13 protein-coding genes are annotated in these 14,993 nt (G+C 57.2%); 9 read left to right on the top strand and 4 right to left on the bottom strand.

All coding sequences use genetic code 11. The features are described from left to right. Nucleotides 1-406 precede the first annotated feature (406 nt). Entirely contained in the window at nucleotides 407-1,837 is a 1,431-nt protein-coding gene (gene ptsG / locus WBR25_RS15615) for a PTS glucose transporter subunit IIBC (RefSeq protein WP_005338586.1), read from the top strand. A gap of 280 nt (nucleotides 1,838-2,117) precedes the next feature. Here ptsG and WBR25_RS15610 read toward each other — a convergent pair whose 3' ends face one another. The 4 genes from WBR25_RS15610 to map form a co-directional block, all read right to left on the bottom strand. Beyond that, nucleotides 2,118-2,501, bottom strand: coding sequence for a DUF3461 family protein (locus tag WBR25_RS15610; RefSeq protein ID WP_005338583.1), 384 nt, complete (start codon nucleotides 2,499-2,501; stop codon nucleotides 2,118-2,120). A gap of 127 nt (nucleotides 2,502-2,628) precedes the next feature. Further along, complete coding sequence (gene dapD / locus WBR25_RS15605; protein ID WP_005338581.1) at nucleotides 2,629-3,456, bottom strand: 2,3,4,5-tetrahydropyridine-2,6-dicarboxylate N-succinyltransferase; 828 nt, start codon at nucleotides 3,454-3,456, stop codon at nucleotides 2,629-2,631. Between the two features lie 174 nt (nucleotides 3,457-3,630). Further along, on the bottom strand, nucleotides 3,631-6,267 hold the full coding sequence (glnD, locus tag WBR25_RS15600) for a bifunctional uridylyltransferase/uridylyl-removing protein GlnD (protein ID WP_106842373.1): 2,637 nt from the start codon (nucleotides 6,265-6,267) through the stop codon (nucleotides 3,631-3,633). An 85-nt stretch (nucleotides 6,268-6,352) separates the two neighbouring features. Next, nucleotides 6,353-7,141: a type I methionyl aminopeptidase gene (gene map / locus WBR25_RS15595; protein WP_479748568.1), complete on the bottom strand. Its 789-nt coding sequence runs from the start codon at nucleotides 7,139-7,141 to the stop codon at nucleotides 6,353-6,355. A 371-nt stretch (nucleotides 7,142-7,512) separates the two neighbouring features. Between map and rpsB the strand changes: the two genes are divergently transcribed. From rpsB to rseP, 8 genes are all read left to right on the top strand, one after another. After that, nucleotides 7,513-8,241, top strand: a complete 729-nt coding sequence (rpsB, locus tag WBR25_RS15590; RefSeq protein ID WP_005303470.1) for a 30S ribosomal protein S2 — start codon at nucleotides 7,513-7,515, stop codon at nucleotides 8,239-8,241. 104 nt (nucleotides 8,242-8,345) lie between these two features. Beyond that, on the top strand, nucleotides 8,346-9,227 hold the full coding sequence (gene tsf / locus WBR25_RS15585; protein WP_005338578.1) for a translation elongation factor Ts: 882 nt from the start codon (nucleotides 8,346-8,348) through the stop codon (nucleotides 9,225-9,227). A gap of 71 nt (nucleotides 9,228-9,298) precedes the next feature. Further along, the gene (gene pyrH / locus WBR25_RS15580) at nucleotides 9,299-10,033 is read left to right on the top strand and encodes a UMP kinase (protein ID WP_005338577.1); all 735 of its coding nucleotides are present in this window, start codon (nucleotides 9,299-9,301) and stop codon (nucleotides 10,031-10,033) included. A gap of 101 nt (nucleotides 10,034-10,134) precedes the next feature. Continuing rightward, nucleotides 10,135-10,692 carry a ribosome recycling factor gene (frr, locus tag WBR25_RS15575; protein WP_005338576.1) on the top strand — a complete coding sequence of 186 codons (558 nt, stop codon included), beginning with the start codon at nucleotides 10,135-10,137 and terminating at the stop codon, nucleotides 10,690-10,692. A 72-nt stretch (nucleotides 10,693-10,764) separates the two neighbouring features. Continuing rightward, nucleotides 10,765-11,541, top strand: a complete 777-nt coding sequence (gene uppS / locus WBR25_RS15570; protein ID WP_005338574.1) for a polyprenyl diphosphate synthase — start codon at nucleotides 10,765-10,767, stop codon at nucleotides 11,539-11,541. 27 nt (nucleotides 11,542-11,568) lie between these two features. After that, nucleotides 11,569-12,426, top strand: coding sequence for a phosphatidate cytidylyltransferase (locus tag WBR25_RS15565; protein WP_026034918.1), 858 nt, complete (start codon nucleotides 11,569-11,571; stop codon nucleotides 12,424-12,426). Then, nucleotides 12,426-13,622 (top strand): 1-deoxy-D-xylulose-5-phosphate reductoisomerase, encoded by a 1,197-nt coding sequence (gene ispC / locus WBR25_RS15560; RefSeq protein WP_479748565.1) that lies wholly within the window; start codon nucleotides 12,426-12,428, stop codon nucleotides 13,620-13,622. The genes WBR25_RS15565 and ispC overlap by 1 nt, the downstream gene beginning before the upstream one ends. Next, nucleotides 13,622-14,974 carry a sigma E protease regulator RseP gene (gene rseP, locus WBR25_RS15555; protein WP_479748563.1) on the top strand — a complete coding sequence of 451 codons (1,353 nt, stop codon included), beginning with the start codon at nucleotides 13,622-13,624 and terminating at the stop codon, nucleotides 14,972-14,974. Before ispC ends, rseP begins: the two co-directional genes overlap by 1 nt. Nucleotides 14,975-14,993 lie beyond the last annotated feature (19 nt).

Below are 14,993 nucleotides of genomic sequence, written 5' to 3'. Positions count from 1 at the left end.
CTGGTCAGATATATTTATTGAGGCCTCCCTTGTTGGAGGCCTTTTTAATCGGTAGACTGTAATAAATAAAAGCTACGCCGTTACACTTGGTTACAATGGGTTGCCGTTTGATATAAACGGCATTATTAAAATACAAAGTGAAACTGCTATTTATATGTCTTTGTAATAGAGTGATAATGCAGATTATTAACTTATATTAGATGCGTTTTTTAGCCGCTAAACAAGTTGTGATCTTCCCTCCAAATTCAATATTCCCCCGCCTTCGAAAGCAGCAATTTATGACCCGCTGGGTTATATTCTGATGGTCAAAATAAACAAGCCCGACTCGAAGATATCTGAATGAATCAGTCCTTATTTCATCCAGATAGATCGTTCAGGGACGACAATCCATTCAGGAGCGCACACAATGTTCAAAAATGCTTTCTCTAATCTGCAAAAGGTTGGTAAGGCGCTGATGCTGCCAGTATCAGTCTTGCCAGTCGCAGGTATTCTGCTGGGGGTGGGTGCTGCCCACTTCAGCTGGATGCCGGAAATTGTCTCCCAGTTGATGGAGCAAGCCGGTGGTTCCGTATTTGGCCAGATGGCCCTGCTGTTCGCAGTGGGTGTTGCTCTGGGCTTTACCAATAACGACGGTGTATCCGGTCTGTCAGCCATCGTTGGCTACGGCATCATGGTCGCAACCCTGAAGGTCATGGCACCTGTGATGGGTGTTGAAACCATCGAAACCGGCGTGCTGGGTGGTATCCTGGCTGGTGGTATTGCTGCCTGGGCCTTCAACCGTTTCTACAAGATCCAGCTGCCAGAGTACCTGGGCTTCTTCGCGGGCAAACGTGCCGTACCCATCATCACCGGTTTCCTCTCCATCGGTCTGGGTGTGATCCTGTCTGTGATTTGGCCGCCAGTGGGTGGTGCCATCGGTGCCTTCTCTGACTGGGCTGCCAACCAGAACCCGGTACTGGCCTTCGGTATCTACGGCGTGGTTGAGCGCTCCCTGATCCCGTTCGGTCTGCACCACATCTGGAACGTACCGTTCTTCTATCAGGCGGGTACCTGCGTCAACGGTGCCGGTGAAACTGTTCACGGTATCATGACCTGCTTCCTGACTGCTGATGACGCTTCCCGCGCTGCCGGTAACGGCTTCGGTCAGCTGGCTGGTGGCTACCTGTTCAAAATGTTCGGTCTGCCTGCTGCTGCGTTCGCCATCGCTCACGCTGCCAAGCCGGAAAACCGCGCCAAGATCGTTGGTATCATGGCCTCTGCAGCCCTGACCTCTTTCCTGACCGGTATCACCGAGCCGATTGAATTCTCCTTCCTGTTCATCGCTCCGGTTCTGTACGCAATCCACGCTGTACTGGCTGGTCTGGCTTATGTGCTGACCAACTCTCTGGGTATCGTACACGGTCACACCTTCTCCAACGGCTTCATCGACTTCGTGGTGCAATCACCGCGTGCCGACAACATGCTGCTGCTGGTTGGTCTGGGTCTGGTTTACGCGGCCATCTACTACGTGGTATTCAGCTTCGTTATCCGTGCCATGAACCTGAAAACCCCGGGTCGTGAAGACGAGACTGCTGAAGAGGCCGTTGGCCAAGGCAAAGACGAGATGTCTGCTGCTCTGGTTGCCGCCTTCGGTGGTAAAGAGAACATCGCTTCTCTGGATGCCTGCATCACCCGTCTGCGTGTTGGTGTGAAAGATGTTGCCAAGGTTGACCAGGCTGGTCTGAAGAAACTGGGTGCTGCCGGTGTGGTAGTAGCTGGTTCCGGCGTTCAAGCCATCTTCGGTACCAAGTCCGACAACCTGAAAACCGACATGGACATCTGGATGAAGAGCAACTAATTCTGGTGCCTGAATATCAGCGTGTTTGAAGAGGGAGGCGAAAGCCTCCCTCTTGCTATTTCTGGTTATGGATCGTGCGAGTCGCTGTAGGTCTTATCGTGGCAGGAGCTGGGTTGCCCAAGGGGCGATATGTAACGGGTTGCCCAATGGCGGCCCAACAGCACAAGGTGGTGTGCTCCGCTCACCTTATCGCACGCTATTGCCAGGTAACACCATCGCCCCATAAAGTCAGCCAATAAAAAGAGCGCCACCTGGGCGCTCTTTTGTCGAGTCGAGGGGATTAGAGTTTCTCCAGATCCCGCTCGATTTCGCTGATCTTGTTCTGCACCACTTTTTCCAGATGGCGCAGGTCGCGCAGGATCTTCTGCTTGATGTCCGGGTCGGCCTGCTGATGGACGCCCTGGGTCAGGTTATCCAGCTCATCCACCACATATTTGAGGTTGGCGTTGATCTCGGTAACATCCTTGTACTCATGGGTACCGGAGTCGACCAGCATGGTCTTGCGCTGGCGGGGATACTTGAATTTGACACTCTTGGCGAAGAACTCGCCCTTCTGCTTCTTGAAGTAGATCTTGAGGATGTCGTGGTTGGCCTCCTGGCGCAGGGTGTAGCTGTCGACGGAGGCGGGATCCTGGATCCCCAGGCTCTTCAGATTCTCGTACATCAGGCTTCCTCGGTTTGAAACGATCCTGTCCCATCCATCTTAACCGATGCCTCATGGCTTGCCTGTGACAGGGACGCCAAAATCAAAAGGGCGCCATCAGGCGCCCTTTTGATCACAGCAATGCTGATTACTCGTCGATGGAGCGCAGCAGGGCGTTGATGCCGACTTTGGCGCGGGTTTTGGCATCGACCTTCTTGACGATCACCGCTGCGTAGAGGCTGTACTTGCCGCACTTGGAGGGCAGGGAGCCGGAGACGACCACGGAGCCAGCCGGTACGCGGCCGTAGTGGATCTCGCCGGTTTCGCGGTCATAGATGCGGGTGGACTGGCCGATGAAGACGCCCATGGAGATGACGGAACCTTCCTCGACGATCACCCCTTCAACCACTTCGGAGCGGGCACCGATAAAGCAGTTGTCTTCGATGATGGTCGGGTTGGCCTGCAGCGGTTCCAGTACGCCGCCGATGCCGACGCCGCCGGAGAGGTGGACGTTCTTACCGATCTGGGCGCAAGAGCCGACAGTGGCCCAGGTATCGACCATGGTACCTTCGTCAACGAAGGCGCCGATGTTGACGTAGGAGGGCATCAGCACGGTATTGGGGGCGATAAAGGAGCCTTTGCGGGCTGTTGCCGGCGGCACCACGCGCACACCCGCTTCCTTGAACTGCTCGGCAGTGTAGTTGGAGAATTTGAGGGGAACCTTGTCGTAGTACTGGGCATCGTCGCCCTTGATGATGCCGTTGTCGTTGATACGGAAGTAGAGCAGTACCGCTTTCTTCAACCACTGATGGACAACCCACTCACCGGCGATCTTCTCGGCAACCCGCGCCTTGCCGGAGTCCAGCAGGTCGATGGCTTGCAGGATGGCGGACTTGGTGGCGCTATCCACGGAGCCCGGAGTAATGGTGTCGCGGCGCTCGAAGGCCGCTTCAATGATCTGTTGCAACTCGGTCATGACAGGTTTCCTTTAAAAAATTCTGTTTGTTGTATCACACTTTTCCGACTGTTTTTAAGGGGTTGACCGGAATTCTTCCGGCCAGTGGCCATTTCTTCATCCGGTGTGCGCCAACCAGTTGTTTGGCATGGCAAAAAACGTCCGACAATCAGCCTCTTTCGAATCACTCTTCGCTTAATCCAGTACCGACTGCTGGGGATTGAGCTGGTGTACCAGTCGCTCTTCCAGCTGTTTTTGCTGCTCGGCGGTCAATGGCTCGCCATCGAGGCTGGTCAGGCTGAAAAAGTCTTCGACCCTCTCACCGAAAGTGGCAATTTTGGCGGCGTGCAGCGACAGTCCACACTGCTGGAAAACCGCACCGATCCGCGCCAGCAGGCCGGGGGTATCGAGGGCAGTCAGTTCCATCAGGGTGTGACGGCTTTCCCCTTTATGGGGCAGAAAGACTACCCGGGTCGGTACGCTGAACTGGCGGTGGCGCCGCGACAGCGGCTTGTTGCGCAGCACCAGCTTGCCCGGCTCCTGCAGCGCCTTCTCCAGCGCTTTCTTGATGGTGGCGGTGCGGTTGGGGCTGATGGGTTCGCCGCTTGGCTCCAGAACCACGAAGGTATCGAGCACATAGTTGCTGCGCGAGTTCATGATCTGGGCGTCGTGGATGTTGAGGTTCTTCTGATCCAGCGCCGAGGCCACGGTGGCAAACAGATTCGGGGTATCGCGGCAGTAGATAAATACCTCGCTGCCGCCGCGGGTCGGATGTTTGCCGATGATCACCAGCGGTGCCGGATTGTCGCCATGCTCGATGATATGGCGGCAGTGCCAGGCGATCTGCTCCGGGCTGTGACGCAGGAAGTAGTCGGCCTTGAAATCGGCCCAGAGCAGGTTGATTGCCTCTTCCGATACATCCCGTTGCGCCAGCAGTTGCTTGGCCTGACGCTGGTTTTCGCGAATGCGCAGCCGCATGTCGGGCGGGTTCTCCAATCCTTGGCGCAGCGCCTTCTGGGTCGCGAAGTAGAGCTCCCGCAGCAGGGTGCCCTTCCAGTCGTTCCACAGGGTGTCGTTGGTGGCGCAGATATCAGCCACGGTAAGGCAGTAGAGCAGGTCGAGATGCTGCTCGTCGCGCACCTTCTGGGCAAAGTCGGTGACCACGTCGGGATCGTAGATATCGCGGCGCTGGGCGGTAACCGACATCAGCAGATGGTGGCGCACCAGCCAGGCGACCAGTCGGCTCTCGTAGCGATCCAGACCGTGCAGCTGGCAGAACTCCAGCGCATCGACGGCGCCCAGTTCCGAGTGATCGCCACGCCGTCCCTTGGCTATATCGTGGAACAGGGCGGCGATGCTGAGCAGCTCCGGTTTGCGCAGCCGTGTGAAGACCTCGTGGCAGAGCGGGTGGCTCTGGCGACTGGCCGGATTGGGGAACTGGTGGATGTTCTTGAGCAGCCGGTGGGTGTGCTCATCCACCGTGTAGGCGTGGAACATGTCGAACTGCATCTGGCCGACGATGAGGTTCCATTGCGGCAGATAGGCGGCGAGGATGCCGTATTTGTGCATCAGGGTGAGCGGCAGGCCGATGCCGTTGGGGTGGCGCAGCAGCGCCATAAAGAGGCGACGGCAGTCAGGCAAGTCCTGCAACCAGCAGTTGAGTTTGCGGCGCGCCTCGCGCAGTTGGCGCAAGGTGGCCGAGTGGATGCCCGCAATCTCGGGATGCTGGGCCATCTGATAGAAGAGGCGCAGGATAGCGGCCGGTTCACGGCTAAACAGCTCCGCATCCACCGCATCGATGAGGCGGCCACGAAGCTGGAACTCGTCGGAGAGGCGGCGCACATCCATGGCGGTGTTGCCGAGGATCGCCTCGTCAAACAGCTGCAGCAGCATCTCGTTAAGCTCCGAGACACGCCGCACAGTCTGGTAGAAGCGCTTCATCATCTGCTCGACCGGGGTGTTGCCTTCTCCCTCGAACCCCAGCATCTGGGCCACGGTGCGCTGGCGATCGAACAGCAGGCGGTTATCTCCCTTGTTGATGGCCATATGCAGGGCAAAGCGCACCTTCCAGAGAAAATTCTGGCAGTCGAGCAGCTCACGATACTCGGCGCGGTTGAGAAAGCCGTGGCTGGTCATCTCGAACAAGGTGGTGGCGCCAAAGTGGCGGCGGGCGACCCAGGCGAGGGTTTGAATATCCCGCAGGCCGCCTGGATTGCTCTTGAGATCCGGCTCCAGCTTGTAGGCGGTGCCGAGAAACTGCTGATGGCGCTCCGCCTGCTCCTGGCGCTTGGCACGAAAGAAGGCTTCGCTCGGCCAGAAGTGCTGGGGGCCGGTGGCCTCTTTCAGTTGCCGGAAGCCCTCCTGGCGACCTGTGATGTAGCGGGCCTCAATGAGGTTGGTTGCGACCGTAATATCGGCGCGCCCCTGCTCGAGGCACTCCGCCACGTTGCGCACCGCCTGACCCACCTCAAGCTTGAGATCCCACAGCAAGGTGATGAACTCGCCGATCCGCAGCCCCAGCACCTCGTCCAGCTCGTCGCCGTCATAGAGGATCAGCAGGTCGATATCGGAGTGGGGGTGCAGCTCGCCGCGACCATACCCCCCCACCGCGATGAGGGTGAGGTCGCTCTTGTCGAAGCCAAACTTCTGCCACAGGCGGCAGAGCAGTTGATCCATATATTCGGAGCGGGTGGCAACCAGCTCGATGATGTTGTCACCGGCATCGAAGCGGGCGTGCAGCCAGCCGAGAAAGCGGCTCAGGTACTCTTTGCAGTTGTCGCGGGTGAGCTGGTCGTCGGGTAACAGGTGGGGGGAAAGCAGGCTGGCGTCCATGGCATCTCACACACAAGTGGCAGGCATATGGCTGAAACGGGCAGTAAAAACCCCGGCGCTTTTCGCTAAGGGCCGGGGTTCGATGTTAGCTGTGTTTGATGAGGCGGTCGATAGTGTCATCGGGGCGCAGGGTGAGCACCTCGCAGCCGTCCTCGGTTACCAGTAGGGTGTGCTCCCACTGGGCGGAGTCGCCGCCATCCTTGGTGGTCACGGTCCAGCCATCCTTCGGATTGACCTTGCAGTGATACTTCTTGCTGTTGACCATGGGCTCAATGGTGAAGCACATGCCCGCTTTCAGCTCCAGCTTGCCACTGTTGCGGTAGTGGAGGATCTGCGGCTCTTCGTGGAACTCGGCACCGATACCGTGACCACAGTAGTCACGCACCACGGAGAAACCGGCCTTCTCGACGATGGGTTGAATGACGGCGCCAATCTCGGTAATGCAGGCCCCCGGACGTACCTTCTTGATGGCGGCGTAGAGGCTCTCTTGCGCAACCTTGCAGAGCTGGCGGCGCAGCGGGGTGGTCTCACCCACGATGAACATGGCCGAGGTATCGCCGTGGTAACCATCCTTGATGACGGTGATATCCAGGTTGATGATGTCGCCATCGCGCAGCTTCTTGTGGTTCGGGATACCGTGGCAGATCACATCGTTAACCGAGGTACAGATGGATTTGGGAAAGCCGTGGTAGTTGAGCGGAGCTGGAACCGCCTGTTGTACGTCGACAATATAGTCGTGGCAGAGGGTGTTCAGTTCGTCAGTGGTGACGCCAGCTTTGACATGGGGCGCAATCATGACCAGCACATCGGCGGCCAATTGGCCGGCAACGCGCATCTTTTCAATCTCTTCCGGTGTCTTGATTTTAATGGACATGGGATCTCTCTTGCGGCCTGCCGCTGGGCCTGCGAGGGCAGACAGGACAGGTAATGAAAAATAGATGCGTTTGCAATCAGGGCAAAATTTTATCCGCAACCCCCGCGTACTTCCAGTGTGATTGTCATCACAACGTCAAATCGGCGTCGCAGCATCCTCTGGCGGGATCCATATTTACACCTGTTTAGGGTGTCGGCCGGTGGTGTCCTGGACAAAGTTATGATATAAAGCGCGCCGGAATGGGGAACTTGCGTCCCGATTTCATCACCCTTACTTAAACAACACACACACATCGACACATATGCCGGGGTGCCTTAACGGGTCGGTTATATGGGATGTGTGGAGGCCTAACCCCAATACAGAGGTATAAAATGGCTAAAGTTTCTATGCGCGACATGCTGCAAGCCGGCGTTCACTTCGGTCACCAGACTCGTTACTGGAACCCGAAAATGAAATCCTACATCTTCGGTGCCCGCAGCAAAGTTCACATCATCAACCTGGAAAAAACCGTTCCGATGTTTGACGATGCCATGAACTTCATCAGCTCCGTAGCTGCCAAGAAAGGCAAGGTACTGTTCGTTGGTACCAAGCGTGCCGCGTCTGAAGCCGTAAAAGAAGCCGCTGAGCGTTGCGACCAGTTCTATGTAAACCACCGCTGGCTGGGCGGTATGCTGACCAACTGGAAAACCGTTCGTCAGTCTATCAAGCGCCTGAAAGATCTGGAAACCCAGAGCCAGGACGGTACCTTCGACAAGCTGACCAAGAAAGAGGCGCTGATGCGTACTCGCGAAATGGAAAAGCTGGAGAAGAGCCTGGGTGGTATCAAGAACATGGGCGGCCTGCCTGACGTTCTGTTCGTTGTCGATGCCGACCACGAGCACATCGCTATCAAAGAAGCCAACAACCTGGGTATCCCGGTAGTTTCCATCGTTGATACCAACTCCAACCCGGACGGCGTTGATTACGTCATCCCGGGTAACGACGACGCTATCCGTGCCGTACAGCTGTACCTGAATGCTGCTGCTGACACCGTACTGGAAGCTCGCGCTCAGGACATCGTTGTTCAAGCCGAACAAGATGGCTTCGTTGAAGCTGAGTAATTGATAAGGACTGTAAAGCCCTTATTAACCAAGCTGATGTAATTGGTTAGCAGGGGCCCTTGTGGCCCCTGTTTCTTGTCAATTCAAGACCGAGGATACTGGACATGGCTAACGTTACTGCCGCCCTGGTAAAAGAACTGCGCGAGCGCACTGCCGCTGGCATGATGGATTGCAAAAAAGCACTGGAAGAAGCTGCTGGTGATATCGAGCTGGCAATTGAGAACATGCGCAAATCCGGTCAGGCCAAAGCCGCCAAGAAAGCTGGCCGTATCGCCGCTGAAGGCGTTATCTTTGCTCGCACCGAAGGCAACGTTGCCGTCATGATCGAGCTGAACAGCGAAACCGACTTCGTCGCCAAAGATGCCAGCTTCATGGCAATGGGCCAGAAGATCGCTGACATCGCTGCGACCCAGAAAATTGCTGACGTTGACGCGCTGAAAGCCGCTGACTTCGGTAACGGCGAATCCGTCGAGCTGACCATCACCAACCTGATCGCCAAGATCGGTGAGAACATGAACCTGCGTCGCGTGATGCTGGTTGAAGGTGACAACCTGGGTACCTACGTTCACGGTTCCCGCATTGGTGTTATCACCAAGCTGACCGGTGGTTCTGCCGAGCTGGCCAAAGATCTGGCCATGCACGTTGCTGCCAACAGCCCGCAATTCGTCAAGCCTGAAGACGTGTCTGCTGAAGTCGTTGCCAAAGAGCGCGAAATCCAGATCGACATCGCCATCAACTCCGGCAAGCCGAAAGAGATCGCCGAGAAGATGGTTGAAGGCCGCATGAAGAAGTTCACCGGTGAGGTTTCCCTGACTGGTCAACCGTTCGTGAAAGATCCTTCCATGACCGTTGCCGAGCTGCTGAAGAAAGAAGGCGCTGACGTTGTCTCCTTCACCCGTTTCGAAGTGGGCGAAGGCATCGAGAAGCAAGAGACCGATTTCGCTGCTGAAGTTGCAGCCCAAATCGCGGCCGCTCAAAAGGCCTAATCGAACCGGTTTTTCCGTTTCCCCAGACCGCGACTTATGTCGCGGTCTTTATATGACCAGGAATCAGTGACATGAGTACCAATCCCAAACCTGCATACAGACGTGTTCTTCTGAAGTTGAGTGGTGAAGCCCTGCAAGGATCCGAGGGTTTCGGCATTGATCCGGCGGTGCTGGAGCGGATGGCCCAAGAGATCAAAGAACTGGTTGAGTTGGGTGTTCAGGTCGGTCTGGTCATCGGTGGCGGCAACCTGTTCCGTGGTGCCGGTCTTGCCAAAGCGGGCATGAACCGCGTGGTGGGCGACCACATGGGTATGCTGGCAACCGTGATGAACGGTCTGGCCATGCGTGATGCCCTGCATCGTGCTTATGTGAATGCCCGTCTGATGTCTGCCATCTCCCTGCAGGGCGTCTGCGACTCCTACAGCTGGGCCGAGGCAATCAGCCAGCTGCGTGCTGGCAAAGTCGTTATCTTCTCTGCCGGTACCGGCAACCCCTTCTTCACTACCGATTCTGCGGCTTGCCTGCGCGGGATCGAGATCGAAGCTGATGTGGTGCTCAAAGCCACCAAGGTTGATGGTGTATACAACGAAGATCCGGTCAAGAATCCGGATGCCGTGCTGTATCATGAACTGAGTTATGATGAAGTTCTTGAAAAAGAGCTCAAGGTGATGGATCTTGCTGCCTTTACCCTGGCACGTGACCATGATCTGCCGATCCGCGTGTTCAACATGAACAAACCGGGTGCCCTGCGCCGGGTTGTCATGGGTGAACCGGAAGGCACTCTGATCCACCACGTTGGTAAATAAGATAAAAGTGAGCCACCTGGCGCTCTTATCCTATCCATCACGTCAGTAAATAAGATAGACACGGGCCGTGTAGCGGCTCGTTCGCCAAAAGGAAAACCACTGTGATCAACGAGATTAAAAACGACGCCAAGGACCGTATGGGCAAGAGCGTAGAAGCGCTCAAGACTCAAATGTCCAAGATCCGTACCGGCCGCGCTCACCCGAGCCTGCTCGACGGCATCCAGGTTGAGTATTACGGTGCTGCCACTCCGCTGAAACAGTTGGCCAACGTCGTGGCAGAAGATGCTCGCACCCTCTCCATCTCCATTTTTGACCGCTCCATGATCCAGGCGGTAGAGAAGGCGATCCTGACCTCCGATCTGGGCCTGAACCCGTCCAGCAATGGCCAGACCCTGCGCGTGCCACTGCCGCCGCTGACCGAAGAGCGTCGTCGCGACCTGACCAAGATCGTCCGTGCCGAAGCGGAAAATGCCCGTGTTGCCGTGCGCAACATCCGTCGTGACGCCAACGCCGATCTGAAAGCGCTGCTGAAGGACAAAGAGATCTCCGAAGACGACGACCGTCGCGCCCAGGAAGAGATCCAGAAACTGACCGACTCCTACATCAAGCTGGTCGATGAGGCCCTTGCCGTAAAGGAGAAGGAGCTAATGGAAATCTAACCGTCTGAAAGGTATATTACGAGCGCCGTGTAGTGCCCCTGCACGGCGCTTTTGTCTTTGTGGGAGAATTACATGTCGCTTTTGGCTGCGTTGGGTGATTGTGCCAACTCGTCTTTACCCCGTCACGTCGCCATCATCATGGATGGTAACGGTCGCTGGGCCCAGAACCGAGGCAAGATGCGGGTTTATGGCCACAAGGCGGGCGTCAAGTCAGTGCGCGAGGCCGTTACCTTTGCTGCGCGTGCCAAGATCGAGGCATTGACCCTGTTTGCATTCTCCAGCGAGAACTGGCGCCGCCCGGAAGGGGAGGTCAGTGCCTTGATGGAACTGTTCATCACAGTGCTGGGTCGTGAGGTGCAGAAACTGCACAACAACGGGATCCGGCTCAAGGTGATTGGCGATACTGCTCGCTTTAGTGAGCGGTTGCAGGCCAAAATCGCCAAGGCGGAAGCCTTGACCGCCAATAACAAGGGGTTGACCCTGAACATTGCAGCCAACTATGGCGGCCAGTGGGATATCGCCCAGGCGGCCCGCAAGCTGGCTAAAGCAGTGGCGGCCGGTGAACTGGCCGCTGACGACATTGATGAATCCATGTTGACCCGCGAGGTTTGCATGGCCGATCTGCCACCTGTGGACCTGTTGATCCGCACCGGTGGCGATCATCGCATCAGCAACTTTGTGTTATGGCAGCTCGCCTATGCCGAGCTCTATTTTACCCCGGTATTGTGGCCCGATTTCAACGAGGCCGAGTTCAGTGAGGCGGTCGCCTCTTTCGTTGCCCGCGAGCGTCGCTTCGGTTGCACGGGTGAACAGATACGGGAATTGATCGCCGAGCAGCAGACCGGCTAAACCCCGCTCCCAAGAGAGAGGTTTCTTTTGCTAAAACAACGAATTATTACTGCTTTGATGTTGATCCCCCTGGTGTTGGGGGCGCTCTTCTTTCTGCCATTGAAATTTTTTGCCCTGTTGGCTGCGCTGGTGTTTTTGTTGGCCAGTCGCGAATGGAGTGGGTTTGTCTCTGCTGCTCCGCAGCAATGGTTGCCCATCGTATTTTGTCTGTTGCTCGGTGCCAGCCTCTTTTGGTTGCCGGTGGAGCAACTCTGGACGCCCCACCTGCACCCCCTCGTGATGGGCGTGCTCTGGACAGCGGTAAGCTGGTGGCTGCTGGGTCTGCTGCTGGTGCTGCGCTATCCCCAAAGCGCCAAGCTGTGGAAAGAGTCTATCTGGCTCAAGTCGCTGTTTGGTCTGGTGACCCTGGTTCCTTTCTTCTGGTCGCTGGTCGCCATCCGTGGTTACAACTTTTACCATGACCCCATGATGGGCGCCTGGATCCTGTTGTTCGTGATGGGACTGGTCTGGGCGGCAGATTCTGGCGCGTATTTTTTCGGCAAGGCGTTCGGTAAGCACAAGCTGGCACCGGCTGTGAGTCCGGGCAAAACCATCGAAGGAATGTGTGGCGGCCTCTTTACCGCCAGCCTGCTGGCCATCGGCGTTACCTGGTCGATGGGATTTGTTCCTGCCAAGATGATCACCGTGCTGTTTTGCTCTCTGCTGGCGGTGCTTGCTTCCGTACTCGGTGATCTGACCGAGAGCATGTTCAAGCGCGAAGCGGGCATCAAGGACTCCGGCACCCTGCTGCCGGGTCATGGCGGCATTCTCGACCGGATCGACAGCCTGACCGCCGCCCTGCCGGTGTTTCTGCTCAGTTATCTGCTACTCAGTCAGGAGTTTTGATGCACAAGTCACTGGTTATTCTGGGGGCCTCCGGCTCCATCGGTCAGAGTACCTTGAAAGTGCTGCGCCATAACCCGGGCAGTTGGCAAGTGTTGGCGTTGACCGCCGCCCGCAACGTGGATGCCATGTTGCGGGACTGCCTCGAATTCTCCCCCCGTTTTGCCGTGATGGTCGATGAGGATGCCGCCCGTGAACTGGCTGCCCGTCTGAAAGCGCACGGTAGTACAACCCGGGTCATGTCTGGTGCAGCAGCCCTCTGCGAGGTTGCCGCTCACCCCGACACCCATAGTGTGATGGCCGCCATTGTCGGTGCGGCCGGACTGGCCCCGACCATGGCCGCGGTACGTGCCGGCAAGCGTATTTTGCTGGCCAACAAGGAGGCGCTGGTGATGTCCGGTGCTTTCTTCATGGAAGCCGTGCGCGAACATGGCGCCGAGCTGCTGCCCATCGACAGTGAACACAATGCCATCTTCCAGTGTCTGCCGACTGCCGTGCAGCGCCAGCCCGGTTTTTGCGATCTGGCTGCGGCGGGGATCAGCAAGATTTTGCTGACCGGTTCCGGCGGCCCGTTCCGTTACACCGAGATCTGCGAGCTTGCGAAGGTGACGCCGGCGCAGGCCATCGCTCATCCCAACTGGTCGATGGGGGCCAAGATTTCGGTCGACTCCGCCACCATGATCAACAAGGGGCTGGAGTACATCGAGGCGCGCTGGCTGTTCAATGCGGCGCCCGAGCAGATCCAGGTGGTGATCCACCCGCAGTCGGTGATCCACTCCATGGTGCAGTACAAGGATGGCTCCGTGCTGGCCCAGCTAGGCAATCCGGATATGTGTACCCCCATCGCCCATGCGCTGGCTTATCCCAATCGCATCCCCTCCAGTGTGGAACCTTTGGATTTCTTCAGTGTCGGAGAGTTCAGCTTTATTCGGCCTGATTATGATCGCTACCCCTGTCTGGCGCTGGCCATCAATGCCTGCCAGAAGGGGCAAGCGGCGACCACTGCGCTCAATGCAGCCAACGAGGAGGCGGTTGCCGCCTTCCTGGCCGGGCGCATCGGTTTTATGGATATTGCCCGGATCAACGAGGCAGTGATGCTGGCGCTGGAGAGCAGCGCCGTCGGCTCGCTCGATGATCTGTTTGCCCTGGACGGTGCGGCAAGAGCCCGTGCTCACACTTTGATTGAGGAGCTTGGCTAATGGGCGGTGTGTTGTGGAATATCGGTGCTTTTGTTGTTGCGCTGGGCCTGCTGGTTGCGGTGCACGAGTTTGGTCACTTCTGGGTGGCCCGTCGCTGTGGCGTCAAGGTTGAGCGTTTCTCCATCGGTTTTGGCAAGGCGATCTGGCGCCGGATGGGTAAGGATGGCACCGAATATGTGCTGGCGCTGATCCCCCTCGGTGGTTACGTCAAGATGCTCGATGGCCGGGTCGATGAACTCAAGCCCGGTGACGAGCAGTATGCCTTCAACCACAAGAGTGTCTGGGCGCGGATGGCGATTGTTGCCGCAGGTCCCATGGCCAACTTCGTGTTTGCCCTGTTTGCCCTCTGGCTGATGTTTATCATCGGGGTGCCGAGCGTCAAGCCGGTGATCGGTGAAGTGCGTCCGGCATCCATCGTAGCCGAGGCGGGTGTGCTGCCGGGGATGGAGATTGTCGGGGTCGGCGATGAGCAGACCGGTGACTGGGAGAGCGTCACTTACGCCCTTATCAGCCATCTGGGTGACGATGCTGTGACTCTCAAGGTGCAGGCACCCAATACCAGCTATGCCACCGATAAAACCTTGTCGCTGACCGGCTGGACCTTCGATCCGGATAAAGAGTCGCCCATCGGCAGCTTGGGGATCGTCCCCCTGAGTGGCAAAGTGCTGCCCGTCGTGGCTGCCGTGGTGGCCAAGAGTGCCAGTGAAAAGGCGGGGCTGCAGGTTGGTGACCGTATCAAACAGGTCGGCGATCAGCCTATTACCGCGTGGTCCCAGTTTGTCGAGCTGGTGCAGCAGGCACCGGGTGAACCCCTGCAAGTGGTGGTTGAGCGCAACAACAGTGATCTCAACGTGACTCTGACCCCGGATAGCCGCAAGGTGCAGGGCAAGCTGGTAGGATTCGTCGGTCTCTCGCCGCAACTGGTTCCATTACCGGATGAATATCGAATTCTGTTACAGTATGGGCCTTTGCAGGCGCTGTGGCATGGCGCGGACAAGACCTGGAGCCTGATCACGCTCACCTTTGACATGATTGGCAAGTTGATCGGTGGCATCGTGTCGCTGGACAACCTGAGCGGCCCCATCTCCATTGCCAAGGGCGCCGGCAGCAGTGCCGACTATGGTCTGGTCTATTTCTTGAGTTTTCTGGCGCTGATCAGCGTCAACCTGGGGATTATCAATCTGTTCCCCCTGCCGGTGCTCGATGGTGGCCATCTGGTCTATTTCCTTATCGAAGCGGTCACCGGCAAGCCGGTATCAGAGAAAATACAGGAAGTGGGTTTCAGGATCGGTGCCGCCATTCTGATGTTATTGATGGGCATTGCGCTGTTTAACGATTTCGCTCGCCTCTGAGGCCAGAGCATCAACAAGG

It is taken from the genome of Aeromonas sp. MTB (assembly GCF_056632455.1).
The sequence above is the reverse complement of the archived record's forward strand: the minus strand, read 5'-3'. Positions and strand labels throughout refer to the sequence as shown.